This is a genomic window from Neobacillus sp. MER 74, from assembly GCF_023714155.1.
On sequence record NZ_JAMAUV010000001.1, the window covers coordinates 322,507 to 347,566 of the forward strand.

The following is a 25,060-nucleotide window of genomic DNA, read 5'->3' on the forward strand; positions in this document are numbered from 1 at the left end:
TCTAAAAGCTTAAGCGCCTTGATCAAGGCGCCGTAACTGTGTAGTAAAATCTATTTCACTGATACAATATGGGCATCATTTAATGGCCAGTAAACAAAACTTGTTTTACCAATAATTTTATCATAAGAAATGGTCCCAATATGGCGACTATCTTTACTGAAGCGACGATTGTCACCCATGACAAACAATTCACCTTTTGGAACGGTTTTACGACCAACAGCTGTTTCATCCAAGGTAAATGGATCGGTTAACGGTCCATCCTCAACTTCCTTTTTATATTTATCCAAATATGGCTCTTTATACGCTTTTCCATTAACATATAATGTATCATCTTTATACTCAATGGTGTCGCCGGGCAGTCCAATTACGCGTTTTATATAATCCTTTTTCTCTGGAGCATGAAAGACAATGATATCAAACCGCTTTGGCTCCCCAATATTATAACTAAACTTATTTACTATCATTCGATCCTGATCCTTCAATGTAGGCATCATCGATAACCCATCGACAACAATTGGAGCAAATAAAAAGTATCGAATAACAGCAGCTAAGATAACTGCAATCAAAAGGGCCTTTGTCCATTCCCAGAGTTCATTTTTCTTTTTTGTCATCGCAATCCCCGCCAATCTCAGTAAAAAAATGTTTTATAAAGCTTATTTTACATAACTTCAACAAATTTAACACGATGGGAACATATTTTTTAATCAAACTTTAATAATTTGTTAAAAAACAAGCAATAAATTGGTTAACTCCAAATATATCGTTAAGGGTTTCAAATCAATATACATAAAAAAAGAGCCTGCTTCCGAGCAAGCTCTTTTTCTCTTCTATTATCGGATCTCTTTAATTCTTGCTTTTTTACCGCGAAGGTTACGCAAGTAGTAAAGCTTAGCACGGCGAACTTTACCGCGACGAAGTACTTCTAGCTTCGCAATTTTTGGTGTGTGTACTGGGAAAGTACGCTCAACGCCTACTCCGTAAGAAATTTTACGAACTGTAAAAGTTTCGCTAATTCCACCACCACGACGCTTAATCACAACACCTTCAAATAACTGAATACGCTCACGAGTACCCTCGACAACCTTAACGTGTACACGTACAGTGTCACCAGGACGGAAAGCAGGAAGATCAGTACGAAGTTGTTCTTTTGTGATTTCTTCAATCAATTTTTGCATCGTTTTCAACTCCTTCCAACAGACGCTCATGCACATCAAACTTCTAAATCCATTGCAGCGGAACATCGTTATAAGACTACAATCTGATAGGTATCAGCTCAAGTCACAAGAATTATCATACCACAATTACTAGACACGCGCAATACTACTTGTATTCTTTTTTTATTTCTTTAAGCCATTTTTCCTGTTCATCAGTTAATTCCATTTTCTCGAAAAGGTCTGGTCGTCTTAAAAATGTTCGACGTAATGCTTCTTTATTGCGCCATTCTTCTATTAACTTATGATTCCCTGACATTAGGACTTCAGGAACCTTCAGGCCGCGAAAATCCGCTGGTCTTGTGTAGTGAGGATGCTCTAACAGTCCCGTACTGAAGGAATCTTTCATATGTGATTCCTGATTGCCCAGCACCTCTGGCAGAAGTCGGACAACACTATCAACTACCACCATTGCACCAAGTTCACCACCAGTCAGGACATAATCGCCGATCGAGATTTCATCTGTTACCACATGTTCTCTTATTCGTTCATCGTATCCCTCATAATGACCGCAAATAAATATTAAATGCTCTTCTTTTGCCAGTTCCTCTGCTTTTCGCTGTTGGTAGCGTTCACCTTGAGGGCAAAGCAGAATGACCCTTGGGTTCTTACTTTTAGCATTATCCTTCAGTGCTGATACGGCATCAAAGATCGGCTGTGGTTTTAGAACCATCCCAGCACCGCCGCCATAGGGATAATCATCAACAGTAGAATGTTTGTTATCTGCATACTCACGAAAATTTATCACATTGTAACTGACTGCAGATTTTTCAGCAGCTTTATTCAAAATTGATTGACCAAATACCCCAGAAAACATTTCTGGGAAAAGGGTAAGGATATCAATCTGCATCATGAAAGCAGCCCTTCCATCGGTTCAATTAAGACGACTTTTTCTTTCACATCTACTTTCTTGACCACATCATGGATATAAGGGATGAGTATTTCTTTGCCTCCCTTACCTTTAACCACCCATACGTCATTGGCACCAGGAGATAAAATTTCAGAGACTTTTCCAAGTTCTTCTCCTCTTGTTGTAGCAACAAGACATCCTATAATCTCATGGTAATAAAATTCATCTTTCTTAAGTGTACCTAATTGGGATTCAGGAACCTTCAAAATTCCTTCTCTGAACTTTTCTACTTCATTGATATTGTTATACCCTTCAAATGTAAGTAATTCAAAATTTTTATGAGTTCGATGGCTTTTGACTGTTAATTCAATCGGCGAACTTGAACCCGGCATAAACAAATATAAAACATTACCAGCCTTATAGCGTTTTTCAGGGAAATCAGTCTTTGATATGACCCGGACTTCCCCCTTAATTCCCTGTGTGTTAACAATTTTCCCGACATTAAACCATTTTTCCATTTCATTATTCACCTTCTCTAATTTCCTCAATTATACCGTCTTTAATGATAATCTCAGGCTGTCCTGTGCGTTCATTCCAGGAATCGCCTATTTTCACTTCAATGAGTGCTTGTACTTCCTTTTCCTTTAATTCACTGCCTAAAGGTAGCATATGTAATTGTTCGATTTGAAAGTCAAGAAGCTTTTCTTTTTCTAAACGTTTACTGATTTCTTTTTCAAATTGAGCCTTCAACGCTTGAGGTGAAAAATTTTTGGTTTTTTCCATCCGCTTCAATTCAAATTGAAGCTGACTGTTTTCCCGTTGAAGCTGTAGTTTTTTAGCCTCATATTGATGGAATAATTTTTTCTTACTATTTTCCGTTAGAATTTGTTTAACCACAACAGTTTGAATGATTTGCAAAGAAAGGACCTCCCTTACGTCTTCACATTCGTATGCAAAAAAAGGGAGGAATTAATTCCCCCCTTTCTTCTAGGTGCAAAAAGCTATTCACCAATTTCTAGAAAAATTTTCTTTTGTTGTGATGATCCTGCTGCATAAACAACAGTTCTAATGGCCTTTGCAACACGCCCTTGTTTACCAATCACTTTTCCCATATCTGTTTTATTCACAGACAGCTGATAAGTAATCCGGTTATCGTCTTCCTTAACATCCACATGGACGTCTTCTGGAAAATCAACAAGGGGCTTAACAATCGTTTCGACTAATTGTTTCATCGTCGTCCGTTTTACTTACTTAATTTTGCATTATGGAATTTTTCCATGATGCCTTGGTTAGAGAAAAGGTTACGAACTGTATCAGATGGTTTCGCACCGTCTTGTAACCACTTAAGAGCTAGTTCTTCGTTGATGTCAACTTTTGCTGGTTGTGCAACTGGATTGTAAGTTCCAACAACCTCGATGTAACGTCCATCACGTGGAGAACGAGAATCTGCTACTACGATACGATAGAAAGGAGTTTTGTTAGCTCCCATACGTTTTAAACGAATTTTAACTGCCATTTTAAAAAAGCACCTCCGAATAGTTTCACACAAGATAGTATAATATCAATTCTTTTATAGTTTGTAAAGTGTTTTTTCTTTACATACAGTATTACCAATTTTTTCAAAAACAAAACAAGTTAGAATGGATTAAATGGGAACTTAAATCCACCTTTTTTCTTACCTTTTTGCTGCATTCCAGTCATTTGTTTCATCATTTTTTTCATGTCGTCAAACTGCTTCAACAAACGGTTTACTTCTGTTACAGAACGACCGCTGCCCTTAGCAATCCGGTTTTTCCGTTTCGCGTTCAAGATTTCAGGGTTCGTTTTTTCAGCCATCGTCATTGAACGAATAATTGCTTCTACATGGGAAATTTGTTTTTCATCAATTTGAAGATTATTTAATCCCTTGATTTTGTTTGCACCAGGCATCATCTTTAATAATTCGTCAAGCGGTCCTAAATTCCGGACTTGACCAAGTTGATCCAAAAAATCTTCGAGCGTAAAAGACGCTGTCCGCATTTTTTGTTCCAACTCTTTTGCTTTTTCTTCATCAACATTAGCCTGTGCTTTTTCAATCAACGTAAGCACGTCACCCATACCAAGGATTCTAGATGCCATCCGTTCAGGGTGAAACGGTTCAAGAGCGTCTAACTTTTCACCTAAACCGACAAATTTAATCGGTGTTTGGGTAACTGCGCGAATTGATAACGCAGCTCCGCCCCTGGTATCGCCGTCCAACTTGGTTAATACAACACCAGTTAGACCGAGCTGTTCATTAAAGCTTTGAGCAACATTGACCGCGTCTTGACCAGTCATGGCATCGACAACTAAGAAGATTTCATCAGGCTTTGTCAATTCTTTAATGTCTTTTAACTCACCCATTAATGCTTCATCCACATGAAGTCGACCAGCTGTATCAATAAGGACATAATCATTATGATCTTCTTTTGCTTTTGCAATTGCCTGCCTAGCAATCTCTACTGGGCTTACTTGATCACCGAGTGAGAAAACGGGCATGTCCAATTGTTTACCAAGAGTTTCAAGTTGTTTAATGGCAGCAGGTCGGTAAATATCTGCAGCAACAAGCAATGGCTTGCGGTTATACTTTTTGCGAAGTAAATTAGCAAGTTTGCCTGAAGTTGTCGTTTTACCAGCACCCTGTAAACCGACCATCATAATGACAGTAGGGGGACGATTAGATGCAGCGATTTTGCTTTGTTCTCCACCCATTAATTCCGTTAATTCTTCATTAACGATTTTAATAATTTGCTGTCCTGGTGTTAAGCTTTTCAGTACTTCCTGTCCAACGGCACGTTCACTGACTTTTTTCACAAAATCTTTAACTACCTTAAAGTTTACGTCTGCTTCTAGTAAAGCGAGACGCACTTCCCGCATCATTTCTTTAACATCCGCTTCTGAGACTTTCCCTTTTCCACGGATTTTCTGAATTGTATTCTGCAGTCGGTCGGCTAATCCTTCAAATGCCATTCATGCCGCCTCCTAATCTAAATTCTCCAACTCGGCAACAGCTTCTAGCATTGCCTGCTTTGAAGGGTCGTCCTCGTTAAGCAATTCTTTCACATTTCTTAAAAGTTTACTACGCTCTTGAAATTTATGAAATAACAGCAGCTTTTCTTCATACTCCTCGAGCATTGTCTCAGTCCGCTTAATATTATCATAAACGGCTTGTCGACTGACATCATACTCTTCGGCTATTTCTCCTAATGAGAAATCATCTAAATAATAGAGAGACATATAGCTTTGCTGCTTAGGTGTTAACAACGAATGATAAAAATCATAAAGATAATTCATTCGGGTTGTCTTTTCAAGCATGCCAATCCCCTCCAACACGTATGTTAAGTGAAAAGCCTTTACATAAGTAGTTTACAGGGTCGGACATTATCTGTCAAGATAATCCCTTTACATCACCTATTCGGTTTGTTCAATTTCATTCGCAAATAAGCCATATACATATTTCTCTGCATCAAATTCCTGAAGGTCATCCATTTTTTCCCCCAGACCAACAAATTTCACAGGTATTTTTAATTCATTGCGAATCGCAAGGACGATTCCACCTTTTGCTGTTCCATCCAATTTTGAAAGGACAATTCCACTTACATTTGTCACTTCTTTAAATGTTTTTGCCTGGATTAACGCATTTTGACCTGTTGTTGCATCTAAGACTAGGATTACTTCATGCGGCGCACCAGGAACTTCTTTTTCGATGACACGCTTAACCTTCTCTAGCTCTTTCATCAGGTTTACTTTGTTTTGCAAACGTCCAGCAGTGTCACATAACAAAATATCGGATTTCCGTGATTTTGCTGCCTGAATTGCGTCATACATAACGGCTGCAGGATCTGATCCTTCTGCTTGCTTGATGACGTCAACACCTACTCTTTCTCCCCAGACTTCTAGTTGTTCGATTGCACCTGCACGGAAGGTATCACCTGCTGCCAATAGTACTTTCTTTCCTTCATTTTTAAATTTGTAGCCTAATTTTCCAATCGTGGTGGTTTTCCCCACACCATTAACCCCAACAAATAGGATAACAGTTAGACCGTCCTCTTGAATGTTTAATTTGGAGGATTGCTCCTCACCCGCATTATAGATATCAACCAGTTTCTCGGAAATTACGCTTTGAACTTCTCGTGGGTCTTGGATGTTCCTGCGTTTGACCTCCATTTTTAACTCTTCAATTAGTTTCATGACCGTATCAAAACCGACATCGGCCTGAATCATTATTTCTTCTAATTCCTCAAAGAAGTCTTCATCCACTTTACGGTATCTTGCAACAAGATCATTTACTTTTCCTGAAAAATTATTTCTTGTCTTCGTAAGACCTTCCTTAAACTTCTCTGTAACCGTATCGGTTGATTTAGTGATTTTTTCTTTTAACTTTTTAAAAAAACTCATTTTATCACTTCCTAATATTAAGTTTCAACAAGCTCTTTGGTATCTTCTAGACGAACGGATACTAGTTTTGAGACGCCTGATTCTTGCATGGTTACTCCGTATAATACATCCGCTTCCTCCATCGTTCCTTTACGGTGGGTGATTACAATAAATTGTGTCTCCTTACTATATCGTTTTAAGTATTGGCTAAAGCGCTGGACATTCGCTTCATCCAATGCCGCTTCAACCTCATCAAGAATACAGAATGGAACAGGACGGACTTTTAGAATTGAAAAGAGGAGTGCAATGGCTGTTAATGCTCGCTCTCCACCTGATAATAAGCCTAAGTTTTGCAGTTTCTTTCCCGGCGGCTGGGCAACAATTTCGACACCTGTATTTAATAGATCTCCTGGGATGGTAAGCACTAAGTCTGCTCTTCCCCCTCCAAACAGTGATCTGAATACTGGCTCAAAATGCTCTCGAATACCATTGAAGGTTTGTTCAAAGCGTTTTTTCATTTCCTCATCCATTTCCTCAATTACCATGTAAAGGGTTTCTTTGGCCTCCTGGAGATCTGTCTTTTGTTCATTAAGAAATTCATATCGTTCAGATACACGTTCATATTCATCAATCGCTCCGATATTCACATTTCCAAGTTCCTCGATGGCAAGTTTGATGAGCTTGACCTTCTTCCTAGCCTCTTCTAGCGGTATGGTTAATGGATATTGCTCCTTAGCACCCTCAAACGATAAAAGATATTCTTCTCTTAAGCGGGCAAATCGGTTTTCAAGTTCTACATCCAAACGGTTAATTTTTACTTCCTCGTCTTTTAAAACAACAATTAGCCCACGCTGAAGTCGTTTTAATTCTTTTACTTCCAATTCTAAATCTTCTAATGTGGTCTTTAGGGTTAAGCGCTCTTCTCTTCTTACAGAAATTAACTTCATTGCGGCATCTTTATCTTGTTGTTTTCTAATTGCAGCAGTTTCTAGCTGCTCCTCACCGGATGAACTATTTGTCATTTCCGAAGTTAACAGATTAAGGTCTTCTGTATACAAAGAAAGCTTTTGTTTACTCTCATCTAAATCGGCTTGTAATTGAGCTAGGCGTTCTTGAGTACTCATATACTGTTCATTCTTGGAGGCAAAGGCAACTTTTAAATCGTTGATTTCATTCGAAAGTGCTTCTTTTGAGGTCAGATCATTCGACTTTTGTTCCGAGAGTTTTGATATTTGAGCATCTAGTTCTGCTAAAGAAGTTTTGTAGTTTTCCATCGCAGCAGATAATTCATTTTTTCTATTGGTTAGGGTTGTTTTCTCATCAAAAAATTGCCCTTTTTCAAGGTCATATATAGCTAATCTTTCATTAATGTTTTTTTCTTCAAGCTCTGCTTGGCGAAGATCACCCTTCAATGTCAGTTCCGTTAATCTCAAATCTTCACCATTTTTACGGAGTTCATCCAATAGAACCTCTAAATCTTGTACCTCTGTTTTTAATGACTTTACAAGATTCTCTAACTGAATTGTTTTTTCTTCCATCCCAATTAACTTTTCTTTTAACTCTTCAAGTTCCCCCTTACGAGTTAATAAAGAAGATTTTTTTTGCTTAACCGCCCCACCTGTCATTGATCCGCCAGGATTGACGATATCTCCGTCAAGCGTGACCATCCGGCATCGGTATTGAAGAATTTTTGCTAATTCATTGGCACCTTTTAAGTCTCTTGTTATAACCACATTTCCAAGAAGGCTGCTCATAACCTCCGCGAATTTAGGATCAAATTTTACAAGACTGACGGCAGTTCCAATAAAAGATGGATGATTTTGAATCGAAGATAATTGGACTAAAGATAATGCTCTCCCCTTAATGACACTTAGAGGTAAAAATGTAGCCCTGCCAAAAGAATTTTGTTTCAAATATTGAATAGCTGATCGTGCATTTGGTTCATTATCTACCACAATATGCTGCAGTGCTCCGCCAAAAGCAGTTTCTAATGCCGTTTCATACTCTTTCGGAACGGTAACAAGTTCCGCTACAGCCCCTTCAATTCCCTTGAGATTTTTCCCTCGTGCTTTAAGAACCTCTTTGACACCTTGAAAAAAGCCTGAGTAATCTTCTTCCATTTCTTCGAGCACTTCTTTTCTTGACTGTGCCTGCTGAAGAATTTGATATGCCTGGTACAAAGTCTTTTCCTGTTTTTGATAATTATTTTTCAATGCTTCAAGCTTACGTTGCTTTTCTCTATAGGTACCGACTTGATTCTCTATTTTTTGTTGTATTTCGTTTAATGAAGATTGGATATCTGATACCTTGTCCTTCGCGATTTGCCGCTCTTCAATAAACTTGTCATTTTCAATATCTAAACGGGAACTTTTTCTTCCCTGCTGTTCAAGCTGCTGGTCAATGTACTTCAATTCATTTTTTGCACCAGCTTGGTCGTTAAGTATTTCAATATATTCACTTTTTAAGTTCTCGATTTTTTCTTCAATATTTTCATTAAATAACTGCAGTTTTGATTGCTTTTCTTTTAATTGTACTTGTAATTGGTTTACTTGCTTACTTAGTTCTTCAGCAGAAATAGAAACACTGTCACTATTCTTTTTTAATTGGCTAATTTTATCAGTTATTTCAATAATGTTCGTTTGAAGCTGTTCTTTATTTTGGGAGGAATTTTTCTTCCTTTCTTTAAGGACTTCTTTTCTCCCCTCAAGTTTTTCTAGTTCCTCTGTTGCATGAAGAAGAACATTTTGAAGGTCAGTAATGGACTCATCAAACGCAGCGATCTGATCTCTTTTTTCAACAATCTTAGCTTCCTTTACTTGCAGTTCCGTTGAAATTTTGAGTTCATCTTCCTGATGTACTTTTAACTGCTTAGAAAGTTCTTCCCATTTTTGGTGAAGATCTTCAATTTCATAAACAGTTAAGGAAACCTCAAACTTTTCAAGTTCCTCTTTTTTCTCCAGAAAGTCCTTGGCCATTGATGCCTGTATTTTTAATGGTTCAACTTGGCTTTCGAGTTCGTGAAGTATATCATTTACACGGTTTAAATTGTCCTGAGTCTCAAACAATTTCACTTCTGCCTTTTTCTTACGTTGTTTATACTTTAGAACCCCTGCAGCTTCATCAAATATGGTTCGTCTTTCTTCTGCTTTACTATTAAGTATTTCTTCCACTTTCCCTTGACTGATTATCGAAAATGCTTCTCGTCCCAGCCCAGAATCCATGAATAAATCAATGATATCTTTAAGACGGCATTGCTGTTTATTTATTAAGAATTCACTCTCACCCGACCGGGTTACTCTTCTCGTCACACTTACTTCGTTATAATCAAGGGATAAGCCTTGGTCTTGGTTATCTAAGGTCAATGTTACTTCAGCAAAATTCAGAGGCTTTCTTGTGTCACTTCCACCAAAAATAATATCCTCCATTTTGCTGCCTCTAAGCGATTTAGCAGATTGTTCCCCCAAAACCCAACGGATAGCATCGGTTATATTACTTTTTCCACTGCCATTAGGACCTACCACCGCCGTTACGCCTGGAACAAAATCAACCCCTATACGATCAGCGAAGGACTTAAAGCCAATAATGTCCAACCGTTTTAGAAACATTTCTTAATCCTCCCTATGCATGCAAGTTGGACTCCTTGCAAACATTTTGTCATTCTAAGTTGTTTTAGCCTTTAATATGTCTAAAGCCATTTGGGCGGCATTTTGTTCGGCTTCCTTCTTTGATTTTCCGGTTCCTACACCTAATTCCTTGCCATTCAAGGAAACTTTTGAAACAAATTCTTTGTTGTGGGCAGGTCCAATTTCTTGAAGTACACGATATTCAATTGTCCCTGTACCATCTCGCTGAATGAGCTCCTGTAATTGACTTTTATAATCCATCACATGAGAAAAAGCACCAGCATTTATTTTAGGGAAGACTACTTTCTCAAGAAAACTAATCACTGTTTCAATTCCTTGGTCTAAATAAAGGGCCCCGATGAATGCTTCAAAAACATCAGCTAATAAAGCTGGACGTTCCCTTCCACCTGTCATCTCTTCACCTTTACCTAACAATACTAATTTTCCAAAATGTAATTCATTAGCAAAAGATACTAGAGACGGCTCGCAAACAATGGCTGCTCGAAGTTTTGTCAATTCACCCTCGGTCATCGTTGGATATTTTTTGTAAAGGAATTGTGAAACAGTTAGTTCAAGAACAGCATCCCCTAAAAACTCAAGTCTCTCATTGTCTTCGAAAGGCTTTCTGCGATGCTCATTCACATAGGATGAATGAGTAAATGCTTGTTTTAATAATTTTTCATTCTCCATCGAAATACCAATCGTATGTTGAAAATCTTTAAAAAGATTTTCCTTTGCGCGATTATTCAACTCTTTTTCATTATTGTTCTTGCGCATATAAAACTTCTCCACCTTGCATCTAATAATTTACACACTACTGCCTACCCTACTACATTCTAGTTTAAAAAAGTTTTTCGCAAAACGCAAAGAAACTTGGCATCACTGTTGGAAGCCAAGTTCTATTTTACAGAATAAAGCCCCGTTTGAAAACGGAGCTTTTGTGAAGAAATCCAACGATTACTTTGTGCTTTGTATGTAATTAACAGCGTCACCAACTGTGCTAATTTTTTCAGCATCATCGTCAGAAATTTCCATATCGAACTCATCTTCTAATTCCATAACTAGTTCAACTACGTCAAGGGAATCAGCACCAAGATCATCTTTAAATGAAGCTTCAAGTTTAACTTGAGATTCATCTACACCTAAGCGGTCAACGATGATTTTTGTTACACGTTCTAATACCTCTGCCATGCCTGTTCACCTCCCCTCAAGCTATTATAGAGTATTTCAACAAAATAATACACTAGGTTTTTATTACTATTTGAATTTTAATCTTTTTAAACTGTCTAGCTCAAGCGCCCAAGGGTGCTTCCGCTTTTCTTATTACATTACCATGCCGCCATCAATATGAAGTGTTTGTCCAGTAATATAGGACGAATCATCTGATGCGAGGAACGCTGTTATTTTGGCGATGTCTTTAGGCTCTCCTAATCTTGCCAACGGAATTTGTTTTAACATTTCTGCTTTTACATCTTCCGGTAACTTATCTGTCATATCTGTTGTGATGAAGCCTGGTGCAATTGCATTAACTGTAATGTTACGGGATGCCAGTTCTTTCGCAGTTGTTTTTGTTAAACCGATGACCCCTGCTTTGGCAGCTACATAGTTGGCCTGACCTGGGTTCCCACTAACGCCAACAATTGATGCAATATTAATGATCCGACCCACCCGCTGTTTCATCATTTGTCTTGTTACTGCCTTCGTACAAAGGAACACACCTTTGAGGTTGATATTAATAACATCATCCCATTCTTCTTCTTTCATTCTCATCAACAAATTATCTTTTGTAATTCCTGCATTATTGACTAGAATGTCAAGTTTTCCAAAACTGGCTATGGTTCCTTTAATCATCTCAGCAACTTCTTCAGAGTTTGAAACATTGCATTTTACAGCGAATGCCTCTCTGCCAAGTGCTTTGATTTCATCGACAACCTCATTTGCTTTTGCTTCACTGCCTGAAAAATTTACGGCTACATTGGCTCCTTGCCTTGCAAGTTCAAGAGCAATTTCTCTGCCGATTCCTCTTGAGGCACCTGTGACAAGGGCTGCTTTCCCTTCAAGATTCATATTTTCTCCTCCTTTAATGCATCAATAACAGATTGTGCACTTTCCTCATCCGAGACAGAGAAAGTGGTAACTGTTTTATCAATTTTTTTGATTAACCCTGAAAGAACTTTTCCAGGACCAACTTCAATGAATGTATCGACACCCAGCTCAATCATTTTGCGAACAGAATCTTCCCATAATACAGGGGAATAGAGCTGCTCAATTAATTTATCCTTCATTTCAGATGCTGAGCTAACAGGCTCAGCTGTTACATTTGCAACGATTGGGACTTCGGCATCCTTCATTTCAATTCCATCCAGAACTTCACGCAACTGGTCTGCAGCAGGCTTCATTAAAGTGGAATGGAATGGACCGCTAACTTCTAGAGGAAGAGCCCGTTTTGCTCCTGCTTCTTTTGCTTTGGCACTAGCCAACTCGACCCCTTTTCTTGACCCAGAAATAACAATTTGGCCAGGGCAATTTAGGTTTGCTAGTGAAACCGGATTCCCTGATTCACTTACCTCATTTGTTACTGCAAAAAGACGATCTCGGTCAAGCCCTAGTATGGCAGCCATTGACCCTTCTCCATTTGGGACCGCATTCTCCATAAATTCGCCCCGTTTTCTAACGACATATACTCCTTCTTCAAAAGAAAGGGTACCAGCAGCAACAAGCGCCGTATACTCCCCTAAACTGTGACCAGCTACGTAATCAGCCTTAATCCCAAATTTTTGAAAGTAATCTAAAATAGCAATACTTGTTGTTAATAGGGCAGGCTGTGTATTGTAGGTAATAGTCAACTCTTCCTTTGGGCCATCAAAAATTAGATTACTCAGTGGAATATTTAACTTTTTATCAGCTCTCCTAAAAAAATCCATCACCTCGGAATGTTTATCTGCTAATTCTTTTCCCATTCCGACCGTTTGTGACCCTTGTCCTGGAAATACGAATGCTATTTTATTCATTTCATAACTCCTTTACCGTTCTACTTTTTCTCGATTTTCTTCTTCAGAAGACATCTTTATTAAACCAACTACATCATTGCTTACCATTTCCCTTGTTTGTCTAATAGCACTAAATATAGCCTGACCATTGGATGAGCCATGCGCCTTAATTACAGGAGCGTTCAATCCAAACAAAGCGGCACCGCCGTATTCGGAATAATCCAAAGTGTTTTTTAACGTTTTAAGATTTGGTTTCAACACAGCTGCAGCTAATTTACTTGTAAAACTACTCATCAATGCCGTCTTTAACATTTTAAACATGGAAAGTGCCGTACCTTCAATTGTCTTAAGAACCATATTTCCCGTAAATCCATCGGTCACGACCACATCAGCCACACCATCTAATAAATCACGCGCTTCAACATTTCCCACAAAATTAATATCAGCATTCTTCAACAATTCGAAAGCATGCTTTGTTAGGTCATTCCCTTTCTTTTCCTCCGTTCCAATATTTAAAAGACCGACTCTTGGTTTGGAAATTCCTCTTACTTTCTCACTATAAATCGAGCCCATTAGTCCATATTGGAGGAGGTGCTCTGGCTTGGCATCTGCATTAGCCCCTACATCTAATAACAAGAATCCCTCGCCGCCAATGGTCGGAAGCGTAGGTGCTAAGGCTGGGCGATGGATCCCAGAAATTCTTCCTACAACAAAAAGTCCTGCAGCTACTAATGCACCTGTATTTCCTGCTGAGATACATGCATCTGCCAATCCATCTGCGACTTGTCCAGCGGCTAACACCATTGAAGCATTCTTTTTGCGGCGAACCGCTTTAACAGGCTCATCTGTTCCAAGGATTACTTCCGTTGTATGGATTACAGTGATCCGATCATGATTTGTTAAGGTTTCATTTATTTTATTTTCATCCCCGACAAGGGTAATATGTATATCTGAAAATGCTTGTACAGCTTTAAGTGCCCCTAATACGATTTCTTTAGGAGCATTGTCGCCGCCCATGGCATCGATTGCTAGTTTCATTTTCCTCATCCTCTACCGATTTTTCGAACGGTACATTTCAAATTCTCCGGTAAAAACAAGTTCATTATTAACAAAACTTGTTACTTCAACACTCGTTCTACCTTGATTCCGATCAATTTTTGTAACCTTAGCTTTTGCAATAACCCGCTCATTCAGTTTTACCAAACGGTTAAATTGAATATTCGCTTTTGCTGTTAGCGCCAGTTCATCATTTATTACAGCTACTGCTAATGAATTAGCCTGAGCGAATACATGATGGCCACGTGCAATGTTATTTCGTATAAAGACATGCTCTTTTTTTACATCAAAAATCGAAATGGCATTCTGATCTAATTCTATATGAATAATTTCACCAATGACTTCTTCAAGCGGTAATGAGCGGACTTCATCGTCAAATCGTTTCTCAGCTACAGTCTTAATCCGTTCACGAAGTTCTGGAATTGATAATTCTAAACGGTCAAGACGAATGGTTTGCACACTTACTTGAAATTTTTCTGCTAAATCTTCATCTGTAATAAAAGGATTATCTTTAATTGTCGTGGTCAACAATTGTTGTCTCTCTTTTTTACTTTTTCTCATGTATAATTACACCGTCCGCGATCTTATGACTAGGTACTAATAGTAGTATAAAATTTGAAAAAGCAGATTGCAAGAATTAGTTTTTATTCAGACCTTCTGCTTTTTCCAAAAAAGAACCCATTAAGAAGAAAAAGTTTGGTTTAATCTAGTTTTTCCCCTTCTAATACGCCTGATTCATCGAGGATATTTCTTAGGTAATGATATTCTGGGTCTCTCCAAAATGCTTCAGACTGAATCAACATCACTGCATCATTTCGTGCAGTTTCAAGGGCTCGATAATCATGAACCATATCTGCGACCTTAAATTCAGGAACCCCGCTTTGTTTTCTGCCAAAAAAGTCGCCTGGCCCTCTAAGCTCTAGGTCTTTTTCACTTAATACGAAACCATCGTTCGTTTCGGTCATGATTCGCATGCGTTCCTGGCCCACTTCTGATTTTGGACTTGCCAGCAATATGCAATAGGATTGATCACTGCCTCGTCCAACTCTGCCACGCAGCTGGTGAAGCTGTGAAAGTCCAAACCTTTCAGCATCATAAATGACCATCATGGTCGCATTCGGCACATTTACTCCCACCTCAACAACGGTCGTTGAAATTAGTACCTGTACTTCGTTCGCACTAAATGCCTTCATTACCGAGTCCTTTTCTTCTGAACTTAATCGGCCATGCATAAGGCCCGCTTTAAATCGGTTTTGAAAATAATGACTTAAGGTATTGTACACGTCAATTGCATTTTGAACATCAAGCTTTTCTGATTCTTCAATGAGCGGACAAATAACATAGGCTTGGTGGCCTTTTTGTAATTCTTTTTCAACAAAAGCCAGAACCCGTTCAAGCATTTCTGGTTTGGCCCAATAGGTTTCTATCGTTTTTCTTCCAGCTGGCATCTCATCAATGATTGATACATCCATTTCACCAAAAACCGTTATCGCGAGTGTCCGTGGGATTGGAGTCGCCGTCATAAACAAAACGTCTGGATTCTCTCCTTTTTCTCTCAGTACTCTTCGCTGCTCCACGCCAAAGCGATGTTGTTCATCCGTGATGACAAAACCAAGCCTCTTAAAGGTGACCTCATCCTGAATTAGTGCGTGAGTACCAATTAAAATATCAACATTCCCTTCTGATAGTTCGGAAAGGATTTCTTTTCTTCGCTTCCCCTTTATCGAACTCGTCAGAAGCTCGCATCTGATATTAAATGGCTCTAACATACTTTTTAAGCTTTCCGCATGCTGCTCTGCCAATATTTCTGTCGGCACCATAAGCGCTCCTTGAAAACCTGCAGTAACACTGGCATACAAGCCAATAGCGGCAACCACTGTTTTTCCCGAACCAACATCTCCTTGCAGCAATCGATTCATACGAAGTGGTGATTTTAATTCTGCTAATACTTCATTGACCACCCGTGCTTGGGCATTTGTTAACGGGAAAGGCAGGCTATTAATAAATTCCTTTACTTTTGTTACATCATAGTTTTGGCAAACTCCAGGAGAATGCTCGCGTTCAAATTTCCTTAATGCCTGCATTTTTAATTGGAAGAAAAGAAATTCTTCATAAACCATACGCCTTCTCGCCTGTTTCACCTCTTCTTGGCTGTCTGGAAAGTGCATGGCTTTGAATGCTGCCTGCCTATCAAGTAATCGATATTTTTTTAAAAAAGCAATGGGTAGTGTTTCTTCAATAAAATCTCCATATTGTTGAAAAGCAATGCTAATAAATTTCCGTATTCCCTTTGTCGTTAATTTCCCTCTTAACGAATAAACGGGCTCAAAATCTTTTGTTTTTGAATTTGTTCCTATCTGCATCTCATTTGCCGTGATCGTTTGCCGATGGGCATCCCATTTCCCTGTGATCGTAATGGTTTCATTGATGATAATTTTATTTTTTAAATAGGGTTGGTTGAAAAAGACTACCTTAATCAAATGCGCTCCAACAAAAAGCCGGAACATAAGTTTTGATTTTTTCCTGCCAAAATAGCTAAGAGAAGGCTCACTGTGAACCTTCCCTTCCACTGTTACTTTCTCTTCATGCTGCACCTCAGTTATTTCCCGGAGGCGGTAATCTTCATAACGATAAGGAAAATACTCTAATAAATCTTTTATCGTAAAGATTTTCATTTCTGAAAAAATTTCAGCAGTTTCTTCACCAATTCCCTTTATGACGGTTATTGATTGATTAAGATGTGGATTCACTTTACTTTGCGGTATACCGAAGGTCCTAGCTTCCAGTTTATGACCTGTCGGCACTGCCGCCAACCCTCCCTGCCCAGTTTTTCTTAGTGTTGATGATTGTTAAACCTGTTTTTATTTTCGGATTGTTCCTCTTACTTTTTTGCACAAAAAAAGAAGGGATGCTCCCTTCTATTTTAGCTTTTCATTATTCAATTGAAAAGATATATGAATATAACGGCTGACCACCATTATGGATTTCCACTTCAATATCTCCATAATTTTCTTCCACATATTTTGAAAGCTGGTTTACATCTTCCTCGTTAATGTCTTCCCCATAAATGATGGTTAATATTTCTGAATCCTCATCCAGCATTTGTGAAAGCAGGTCCTCGGCAACTTTGCCTTTGTCCTTGTTTTTAACAACGATTTTTCCTTCAGCAATACCCATAAAATCATCTTTCTCGATTTCTAAGCCATCAATCTGGGTATCCCTAACAGCAAAGGTGATTTGACCAGTTTTCACATGTTTTAGCGCACCATTCATAGAGTCTTCATTCGTCTGAAGACCAGCAGATGGATTGAACGCTAACAAAGCTGATAGTCCTTGCGGAACCGTTTTGGAAGGGATCACATAAATATCCTCTTCAGAAACGTCTGCGGCCTGCTGAGCTGCCATAATGATGTTTTTATTATTCGGTAAGATAAATACTTTTTTAGCATTTACTTCTTTCACTGCCTTGACGATATCCTCCGTACTCGGATTCATCGTTTGTCCGCCTTCAATCACTGCATGTGCGCCAATACTTCTGAATAAATCTGCAATCCCGGAGCCCATGGATACGGCAACAATTCCGTATTCTTGCTGTTCCTTTGCTGAGTTATCACGGTCTGTAACTGGTCCATTTTTGTGCTCGCCAACAATATTGGTATGTTGTTGACGCATATTTTCTATTTTCATATTAATTAAATTTCCATACTTTTGTCCATAGCTTAGTACTTCTCCTGGTTGTTCGGAATGAATATGAACTTTTACAACATCCTCATCCGCAATAACCAATAAAGAATCGCCCAATTTACTAAGGTCGTTTCTGAAAACACCTTCATCAAACGGATGTTTTGCAGTCTTTTCTTGTTCAAATCTCACCATAAATTCAGTGCAATACCCAAATTCAATGTCTTCTGTGTTTATATGTCCTTGGACACTTTTATGGTGTTCAGTATTGACTAACTCATCCATCGAAAGAGCTGCTGTAGGTGTATCAGGAAGCTTTTCTCCTTTTAGGACTGCAAGAAAACCTTCGTACACAAATACAAGACCTTGACCGCCACTGTCAACCACGCCAACTTCCTTTAAAACTGGAAGCAGGTCCGGAGTGCGTTTCAATGAAGCTTTTGCTTCTTTTAAAACTTCTTCCATAATCACAATGACGTCGTTTGAATGCTGGGCAGCTTGGATGGCTTTTTTAGCAGAATCCTTGGCGACAGTTAAAATGGTTCCTTCAACAGGCTTCATTACTGCTTTATAGGCTGTCTCTACTCCAGCTTCAAGGGCTTCAGCAAACTCAGTCCCTGAGATTTTCGCTTTCGTTTCAACCGCCTTTGAAAAACCACGGAATAACTGCGATAGGATTACACCTGAATTGCCGCGCGCTCCCATTAGCAATCCTTTAGAAAGGGCTGCTCCTACTTTTCCAATATGGTCTTGAACATTATTCTTTACTTCCTTTGCCCCGGATGTCATCGATAAATTCATGTTAGTTCCAGTATCACCATCGGGCACGGGAAAAACGTTTAAAGCATCAACCATTTTTGCATTTGCTGACAAATGATTGGCACCTTGAATCACCATTTCGGCAAAACGTTTTCCATCTAAAGCTGTTATTGACACAAACTTTCCTCCTCTACGAGAGTTCGTAACACAAACTTACGGGTTCGTCACTCGAACTCCCTGAACGTAAATATTGACCGAGTCAACGGCAAGTCCAACAGTCTTATCGAGGGTATACTTAACCTTTGATTGCACGTTGTGGGCAATTTCGGAAATTTTTGTTCCATAGCTAACAATAATATACATATCAATATGTAATGCTTCATTCTCTTGGCGGACAATCACGCCCCGAGTGAAATTTTCTTTACGTAGTATTTCCGTAATTCCATCTTTAATTTGGTTCTTTGAGGCCATACCGACGATTCCATAACATTCAATCGCCGCTCCTCCGGCAATGGTCGCGATTACTTCGTTAGAAATATCAATTTGTCCGAACTTTGTTTTTAATTCAATGGACATGAATCGTTCCCCCTCCTGAAAAAATTGCTCCTTGACTATAGTCATTTTACTATAGTCATTGCAATATTGAAAGTTATTCCTGTCTGTTTACTATAACAGCTTAATATAAAATGTGATGTCAAGTGTTTTTTCTTGAAAGGTAACTATTGCAATCAAATAAGTTGTATGATAAATTATTAAGGTATCTCAAGTCTAGAAAATTTGTTCAAACAATTTTCTTTTTCCAGATGAGGATCTTAAAGATTGCTGTATAAAGCTTTTGGTAGTTAAGGAGGGAAATCATTATGCCACGTCAATGTGTTGTAACAGGAAAGAAAACAACAACTGGTAACGCACGTTCTCACGCTATGAACGCAAACAAGCGTACATGGGGTGCTAACCTACAAAAAGTACGTATTCTTGTTGATGGAAAGCCTAAGCGTGTTTGGGTTTCTGCAAGAGCGTTGAAATCCGGTAAAGTAGAACGCGTTTAATAAAACCGTTTAGAAAGGGCATCCGATAAGGGTGTCTTTTCTTTTTATATAAAAAAGCTTTCTCTCCTCTCCAGGAAACCATTTGTATAGTATCCCCAATTAACAAAATAAAAAGCACCCATATTAAACGGGTGCCATTGTAAAACGATATCATCATATATACTTATGCTATTCGTTCTTTTTAAACGCTCCAATCATCGCACGGACAAGTCCGCCTAAAAATTTCGGCAGTTTAATTGTATAAAATTTCATACTGTCCCTCCTCACAAATCTCCCCAGCTTATTTCAACTCAACATTTTTCGAACGCCCTACCATTTTATTCAAACGAACGAAATCAGTACCAAAAACATTGTAGGCACCATTCTGAGTTAGTTACTAAAACATATTAATCATGACTTCTTATCACTATTAATATGCCTTCCGAAAATGAAAAAGTACCATAATCACTAATAAGTTCATTACTAATACATAGTGTTGAACCAATTGAAATATGACGATTTTTCAAAGGGAATTTAAAGCCTTCTAAGGTGAGATTTTGGATATTTAGTGTTACAGGAACAAAAGAAATATATTTTTTTGAATCCATTTTTTCAATCTTATAACTGCCTGCTTCCTTAATAAAAACGATATTATTACGGTCAATTATGCAAATATCCACTTCATTTTTTTCTTGGATCGGTGTGAGCAATAGGTGAACATTCGCAAATAAATGATCCAATCTGCCACCAGTTGCCCCAAATATACGAATGGCGCTTGGATGCTGTTTAAGGGCCCAATTAAGGGCAAGCTCCATATCCGTTTCATCCTTTTCCGGTCTATATTTTTTCAATTCTGTAACACGGTCTTCAATAAATATTAACTCATCTGATGTCACAGAATCAAAATCACCAAAAGCAATAGAGGGAGAAATATTTCTTTGTAATAAATGATAAACCCCTCGATCGACACCTACCCAAATTACATCATTTACTAAGTACTCCGTTAAATCTGGCAAATGGTCTTCAGGGCCTCCGGCCACAATATTGATAATCATAAAAGTTCTCCTTTTTTACAATATGCAAAAAGCCAGCACGTAAGCTGGCTTTCCCATTAACCTCTTATCAGCGAAATTGCCTTCGCATAATCTTCTTGATTATAAATAGCTGAGCCTGCCACAAGAACATTTGCACCTGCGTCCAAGCAAAGCTTTGCCGTTTCTGAGTTAACACCGCCGTCAATCTCAATCTCTATGTCTAAACTTTTTTGTTCTGCCATTTCTTTTACTTTTCTTATTTTTGGAAGAACCTCAGGTATGAATTTTTGCCCTCCGAACCCTGGATTGACTGACATTAATAAGACCATATCAATTTCACCAATTATATGTTGAATGGATTCCACAGGGGTAGCAGGGTTTAAAACTACACCCGCTTTAATTCCAAAGGATTTAATATTTTGAATCGTGCGATGTAAGTGACGACAGGCCTCTACATGGACAGTAATATAATCAGCACCGGCTTTAACAAATGCCTCAATATATTCATCAGGGTTTTCAATCATAAGGTGTACATCAAGTGGCAGTTTGGTGATTGGACGAATCGCTTCAACAATCAGGGGTCCAATCGTAATATTAGGAACAAAGTGGCCATCCATGACATCAATATGAATGTAGTCAGCTCCTCCTTTTTCCACTGCTAAAATTTCTTCACCTAATTTCGAAAAATCAGCTGAAAGTATAGATGGTGCTATTTTAACCATGTTTAGTACCTCGGCTTTCTATCTTTTATCTCCTGTAAGAAGTCCAAATAATGTTCATAACGATATGCTGGGATTTCATTTGAGTCAACCGCCTGTTTCACACCACATTTAGGTTCACTTACATGCAAACAGCCTCGGAATTTGCAATTTTCACTAGCTGTTTGAATTTCAGGGAAACAAAAAGTTAAATCCTCAGCTTCAATATTGGTAAATTCCAATGAACTAAAGCCTGGCGTATCTGCTATTAGTCCATTGCCAATCTTAATTAATTCCACATGCCTGGTCGTATGCTTTCCTCTGCCTAGATGCGATGAAATATCATTTGTCTTTAACTCAAGGTCAGGTCTAAGGACATTCAGTAACGATGATTTCCCAACACCAGATTGACCGGCAAAAACAGAAATTTTATTATCGACATGCGGATTTAACAGTTCAATTCCTGCTTCTGTTTCGGAAGAAGTCAGGATTACTTTATATCCTGCTGCTGTATATTGCTCAGCATAATCCTTAATCATCCTTTGCTCATCTTCGTTGGTAAGATCCATTTTGGTAATACAAATAAGCGGTTCGATCCGATTAAATTCAACTAGGACTAGGAATCGATCTAATAGGACAGTACTGAATTCTGGTTCAACAGCTGAAAACACTAGAATGGCCTGGTCAACATTTGCGATTGGCGGACGAATTAACTCATTTTTTCGAGTTTTAACTTCCATAATATATCCTTCCAAATCATTTTCAGCTTGAAAAACAACCTCGTCCCCCACAAGAGGGGTAATTTTATTTTTTCGAAATACCCCTCTTCCACGACATTGAATTAACTTATTGTTACCCAGTACATAATAGAATCCGCTTAGTGCTTTAACAATTTTTCCTTCCGGCATAGCCACACTCCTTGCCTTTCAATTAGACCACTCATTTTTGATATTAAAATTTTCGTAATCAATCATAAATAGAGCTTCGTAATATTGATTATTCTGTTTCAGAATAGTTAATTACATCCTCCGCTATGACTTTTCTGTCTCGAATAATCTTGTAGCCGCCTTTTCCGCCATAAGGTATCGTTAATTCAATTTGTTTTTTGGTTGTTTCGGTAATAAAAAAGGTTTCTGCCGGTTCCGTCATACTGTGATTCATATCTTCGATGTAAATAAGAACTTCCTGCTTAGGAATAGGTTCACCGGAAACTGGAACGGTCGGTTCATACTCAATGGATATTTCCTTCACTACCGTTTTTGGGGGCTTTTCTTCTTTACCTTTTGAAATAATAACGGTTACCGTATCACCTTTATTCATTTCTGTTTTAGGTTTTGGATTTTGTGAAATCACCATGTCGGCAGGAACTTTGTCATCATATTTTTCTTCGGTCTCGATCTTAAGCCCTACTAAGGAGGCATAGTCCTCTGCACTTTTTAAAGTGTATTGTGTTAGGTCCTTTAGGATAATTGTTTCTGGTCCCTTACTAACTTCAAACTTTAATTCAGTATCTTCAGGGACAACTTTATCACCACCAGGGGGTGTTTGACTAAGGATCGTTCCTGGTTCACTTTCATCATATATCTCAGTCTTCTTAATATCTTTAAAATTCCGATTTTCCAATAAAGGAAAAACATCGTCATAAATTCTTCCAACATAATCGGATAGTTCCATTTTTTCTTTGCCGGTACTAATATATAATGTAACTTTTGTGTTTTCCTTAACCGTTGTGCCAATTTCAGGGTCTGTCTTTATAACTTTACCTTGATCAATCGCATCATCTGGAATTTCGATTTGTTTCTCTACCTCTAAACCATTTAGATTAAGTTTGGAAATGGCTTCATCTAATTCCATCCCGCTTATATCCGGGATTTTGACATCTTTTGCAGCCAATAATCCAGGTAAAAAGGTTATAGTTAAAAGCCCTAAAACAGTAAGGATAAGAAAAGTTGTAATGAGGACAGTGGGCCATTTTTTCCGCTTTTTCTTAGTCTCTTTTTCTTTCTCAGGTGTCTCCTTTTTGGTTTGGACAACTTTATCTGTACTATGGACTAATGTTTCATCCAGATTTTTATGCGGACGATCATCGGTAATAATGGGAATTGCCTTTGTTGCTTCATCATCGATTGGAATGTTAAACTTAGGTTCATTCATTCTTTCTGGATCAAGCGCTGTTCTTATATCCTCTTCCATTTCATCAACACTATTATAACGATGAAATGGATCCTTTGCAGTTGCCTTCAAGACTATATTCTCTACACTTTGTGGAATATTTGAATTCCATCTTCTAACAGAAGGTGTTTCTGATTGAAGATGCTTTAATGCAATCGAAACGGCAGATTCCCCCGAGAAAGGAAGCCTCCCTGTTAAAACTTCAAACATTACAATCCCAAGCGAATAAATATCTGATTTCCTATTTGCCATACCGCCTCTTGCTTGTTCTGGTGATAAATAGTGTACTGAACCCAAAACCGAATTAGTTTGGGTAATGCTTGTTGCACTCAATGCCATAGCAATACCAAAATCAGTGATTTTTACATTGCCTTCCCGATCAATAAGTATGTTATGTGGTTTAATATCACGATGTATAATATGATTTTGATGAGCATGAGATATGGCAGAAGTTAATTGCATCATAATATCTAAAGCTTTTTCGACACGAAGTGATGAATGTTGGTTTATGTATTGCTTTAATGTTTGCCCATTCACATATTCCATTACAATATAGTAAAGAGAATCCTCTTCGCCTACATCGTATATACTGACAATATTGGGGTGGGTAAGACTAGTAGCAGACTGTGCCTCTCTATGGAAACGGCGAATAAATTCCTCATCATTAACAAAATCAAGGCGTAGCATTTTAACAGCAACTTCTCTGTCTAAAATCATATCATGTGCTAAATAAACATTTGCCATACCGCCTCCGCCAATCATTTCAAGCACTTTATAGCGGCCGCTTATTCTTTTCCCAATAATCACTGATAATCACCCAATTCATTATCATTAGCATATTCTAAAATAATTAGGGTAATATTGTCTTCTCCACCATTCTCATTTGCCATGGTAATTAATGTAGAAGCCTTTTGTTCAAGTGAATCTTCATTTTGAAGAATTTGAATCATTTCTTTTTCATTTACTTTATTGGACAACCCATCAGAGCATAGTAAAAGATAGTCACCTTCTTCAAACATGATTGTTTTAAAATCGATTTTAACATCTTGTTCCGTTCCTAATGCTCTTAAAATCCAATTTTTCCTTGGATGATGCTCCGCATCCTCCTTGGTAATTTGTCCCGTTCTGACCAATTCGTTGACAAGTGTATGATCCTCTGTAAGCTGCTTGAAGCCCGAATCATTTAAAATATAACAGCGACTATCCCCAACATGTGCTATGGTTGTAAAATTCTCTGAAGCTATGACCGCTTCAATTGTTGTGCCCATCCCCTCACATTCTGCATGGCTTCTGGAATGGTCATATAGTAATTGATTCACTTGAAGAACATGCGTTTTTAACCAAGCTTCCGCTTGATCTGCCGTTTGAATGCCTTCAGACTTCTCCCACATTTCCTGGAGATGTGAAACAGTCATATTACTTGCTACATCACCGGCAAGGTGACCGCCCATACCATCAGCTACGATGGCAAGGCGGTGTCCGTCCCGATTTACAAAAGTACCACCACTATCTTCATTATTCTGACGAACTCTTCCTTGGTCCGTTTTAAAAACAGCTTTCACT

The 25,060-nt window shown here is 38.3% G+C and carries 27 protein-coding genes; 1 reads left to right on the forward strand and 26 read right to left on the reverse strand.

All coding sequences use genetic code 11. From position 1 onward, the window contains the following. Nucleotides 1–50: 50 nt before the first annotated feature. The 20 genes from lepB to M3610_RS01575 form a co-directional block, all read right to left on the reverse strand. Nucleotides 51–611 (reverse strand): signal peptidase I, encoded by a 561-nt coding sequence (lepB, locus tag M3610_RS01480; protein WP_251456107.1) that lies wholly within the window; start codon nt 609–611, stop codon nt 51–53. 219 nt (nt 612–830) lie between these two features. Further along, nucleotides 831–1,175: a 50S ribosomal protein L19 gene (gene rplS / locus M3610_RS01485; RefSeq protein WP_026566443.1), complete on the reverse strand. Its 345-nt coding sequence runs from the start codon at nt 1,173–1,175 to the stop codon at nt 831–833. Nucleotides 1,176–1,320: 145 nt separating this feature from the next. Continuing rightward, nucleotides 1,321–2,064, reverse strand: coding sequence for a tRNA (guanosine(37)-N1)-methyltransferase TrmD (trmD, locus tag M3610_RS01490; protein ID WP_251456109.1), 744 nt, complete (start codon nt 2,062–2,064; stop codon nt 1,321–1,323). Continuing rightward, nucleotides 2,061–2,579, reverse strand: coding sequence for a ribosome maturation factor RimM (gene rimM, locus M3610_RS01495; RefSeq protein WP_098571672.1), 519 nt, complete (start codon nt 2,577–2,579; stop codon nt 2,061–2,063). Before rimM ends, trmD begins: the two co-directional genes overlap by 4 nt. Nucleotides 2,580–2,583: 4 nt before the next feature. Next, nucleotides 2,584–2,979, reverse strand: a complete 396-nt coding sequence (locus tag M3610_RS01500; protein WP_251456111.1) for a YlqD family protein — start codon at nt 2,977–2,979, stop codon at nt 2,584–2,586. An 83-nt stretch (nt 2,980–3,062) separates the two neighbouring features. Next, nucleotides 3,063–3,293 (reverse strand): KH domain-containing protein, encoded by a 231-nt coding sequence (locus tag M3610_RS01505; protein ID WP_251456113.1) that lies wholly within the window; start codon nt 3,291–3,293, stop codon nt 3,063–3,065. A gap of 11 nt (nt 3,294–3,304) precedes the next feature. Further along, the gene (gene rpsP, locus M3610_RS01510) at nt 3,305–3,577 is read right to left on the reverse strand and encodes a 30S ribosomal protein S16 (protein ID WP_088086361.1); all 273 of its coding nucleotides are present in this window, start codon (nt 3,575–3,577) and stop codon (nt 3,305–3,307) included. A 119-nt stretch (nt 3,578–3,696) separates the two neighbouring features. After that, entirely contained in the window at nt 3,697–5,049 is a 1,353-nt protein-coding gene (ffh, locus tag M3610_RS01515) for a signal recognition particle protein (protein WP_098571670.1), read from the reverse strand. A gap of 12 nt (nt 5,050–5,061) precedes the next feature. Next, the gene (locus M3610_RS01520) at nt 5,062–5,394 is read right to left on the reverse strand and encodes a putative DNA-binding protein (protein WP_098571669.1); all 333 of its coding nucleotides are present in this window, start codon (nt 5,392–5,394) and stop codon (nt 5,062–5,064) included. Nucleotides 5,395–5,490: 96 nt separating this feature from the next. Continuing rightward, a complete protein-coding gene (gene ftsY, locus M3610_RS01525) occupies nt 5,491–6,477 on the reverse strand; it encodes a signal recognition particle-docking protein FtsY (protein WP_098571668.1) in 987 nt (328 codons plus the stop codon). A gap of 17 nt (nt 6,478–6,494) precedes the next feature. Beyond that, nucleotides 6,495–10,061, reverse strand: coding sequence for a chromosome segregation protein SMC (gene smc, locus M3610_RS01530; protein WP_251456114.1), 3,567 nt, complete (start codon nt 10,059–10,061; stop codon nt 6,495–6,497). Nucleotides 10,062–10,115: 54 nt separating this feature from the next. Then, complete coding sequence (gene rnc, locus M3610_RS01535; RefSeq protein ID WP_251456116.1) at nt 10,116–10,856, reverse strand: ribonuclease III; 741 nt, start codon at nt 10,854–10,856, stop codon at nt 10,116–10,118. Between the two features lie 180 nt (nt 10,857–11,036). Then, a complete protein-coding gene (gene acpP / locus M3610_RS01540) occupies nt 11,037–11,270 on the reverse strand; it encodes an acyl carrier protein (RefSeq protein ID WP_026566432.1) in 234 nt (77 codons plus the stop codon). 132 nt (nt 11,271–11,402) lie between these two features. After that, entirely contained in the window at nt 11,403–12,146 is a 744-nt protein-coding gene (gene fabG, locus M3610_RS01545) for a 3-oxoacyl-[acyl-carrier-protein] reductase (protein ID WP_251456118.1), read from the reverse strand. Next, nucleotides 12,143–13,090, reverse strand: coding sequence for an ACP S-malonyltransferase (fabD, locus tag M3610_RS01550; RefSeq protein WP_251456119.1), 948 nt, complete (start codon nt 13,088–13,090; stop codon nt 12,143–12,145). Before fabD ends, fabG begins: the two co-directional genes overlap by 4 nt. 12 nt (nt 13,091–13,102) lie before the next feature. Further along, a complete protein-coding gene (gene plsX / locus M3610_RS01555) occupies nt 13,103–14,107 on the reverse strand; it encodes a phosphate acyltransferase PlsX (protein WP_251456120.1) in 1,005 nt (334 codons plus the stop codon). A gap of 12 nt (nt 14,108–14,119) precedes the next feature. After that, the gene (gene fapR / locus M3610_RS01560) at nt 14,120–14,686 is read right to left on the reverse strand and encodes a transcription factor FapR (protein ID WP_251456121.1); all 567 of its coding nucleotides are present in this window, start codon (nt 14,684–14,686) and stop codon (nt 14,120–14,122) included. A 140-nt stretch (nt 14,687–14,826) separates the two neighbouring features. Next, a complete protein-coding gene (gene recG, locus M3610_RS01565) occupies nt 14,827–16,875 on the reverse strand; it encodes an ATP-dependent DNA helicase RecG (protein ID WP_251456723.1) in 2,049 nt (682 codons plus the stop codon). A 184-nt stretch (nt 16,876–17,059) separates the two neighbouring features. Then, the gene (locus M3610_RS01570; RefSeq protein ID WP_251456122.1) at nt 17,060–18,742 is read right to left on the reverse strand and encodes a DAK2 domain-containing protein; all 1,683 of its coding nucleotides are present in this window, start codon (nt 18,740–18,742) and stop codon (nt 17,060–17,062) included. Nucleotides 18,743–18,778: 36 nt separating this feature from the next. Beyond that, the gene (locus M3610_RS01575; protein WP_026566425.1) at nt 18,779–19,141 is read right to left on the reverse strand and encodes an Asp23/Gls24 family envelope stress response protein; all 363 of its coding nucleotides are present in this window, start codon (nt 19,139–19,141) and stop codon (nt 18,779–18,781) included. A 284-nt stretch (nt 19,142–19,425) separates the two neighbouring features. Between M3610_RS01575 and rpmB the strand changes: the two genes are divergently transcribed. Further along, complete coding sequence (rpmB, locus tag M3610_RS01580; protein WP_026566424.1) at nt 19,426–19,614, forward strand: 50S ribosomal protein L28; 189 nt, start codon at nt 19,426–19,428, stop codon at nt 19,612–19,614. A gap of 168 nt (nt 19,615–19,782) precedes the next feature. On the opposite strand, the gene spoVM is transcribed toward rpmB, so the two are convergent. From spoVM to M3610_RS01610, 6 genes are all read right to left on the reverse strand, one after another. Beyond that, entirely contained in the window at nt 19,783–19,866 is an 84-nt protein-coding gene (gene spoVM, locus M3610_RS01585) for a stage V sporulation protein SpoVM (protein ID WP_035445740.1), read from the reverse strand. Between the two features lie 134 nt (nt 19,867–20,000). Continuing rightward, nucleotides 20,001–20,648, reverse strand: a complete 648-nt coding sequence (locus M3610_RS01590) for a thiamine diphosphokinase (protein WP_251456123.1) — start codon at nt 20,646–20,648, stop codon at nt 20,001–20,003. 56 nt (nt 20,649–20,704) lie between these two features. After that, nucleotides 20,705–21,349, reverse strand: a complete 645-nt coding sequence (gene rpe / locus M3610_RS01595) for a ribulose-phosphate 3-epimerase (protein ID WP_098572716.1) — start codon at nt 21,347–21,349, stop codon at nt 20,705–20,707. A gap of 2 nt (nt 21,350–21,351) precedes the next feature. Beyond that, nucleotides 21,352–22,233 carry a ribosome small subunit-dependent GTPase A gene (gene rsgA / locus M3610_RS01600; RefSeq protein WP_251456124.1) on the reverse strand — a complete coding sequence of 294 codons (882 nt, stop codon included), beginning with the start codon at nt 22,231–22,233 and terminating at the stop codon, nt 21,352–21,354. An 88-nt stretch (nt 22,234–22,321) separates the two neighbouring features. Then, on the reverse strand, nt 22,322–24,304 hold the full coding sequence (pknB, locus tag M3610_RS01605) for a Stk1 family PASTA domain-containing Ser/Thr kinase (protein WP_251456126.1): 1,983 nt from the start codon (nt 24,302–24,304) through the stop codon (nt 22,322–22,324). Beyond that, nucleotides 24,301–25,059, reverse strand: a complete 759-nt coding sequence (locus M3610_RS01610) for a Stp1/IreP family PP2C-type Ser/Thr phosphatase (RefSeq protein WP_251456724.1) — start codon at nt 25,057–25,059, stop codon at nt 24,301–24,303. Before M3610_RS01610 ends, pknB begins: the two co-directional genes overlap by 4 nt. Nucleotide 25,060 lies beyond the last annotated feature (1 nt).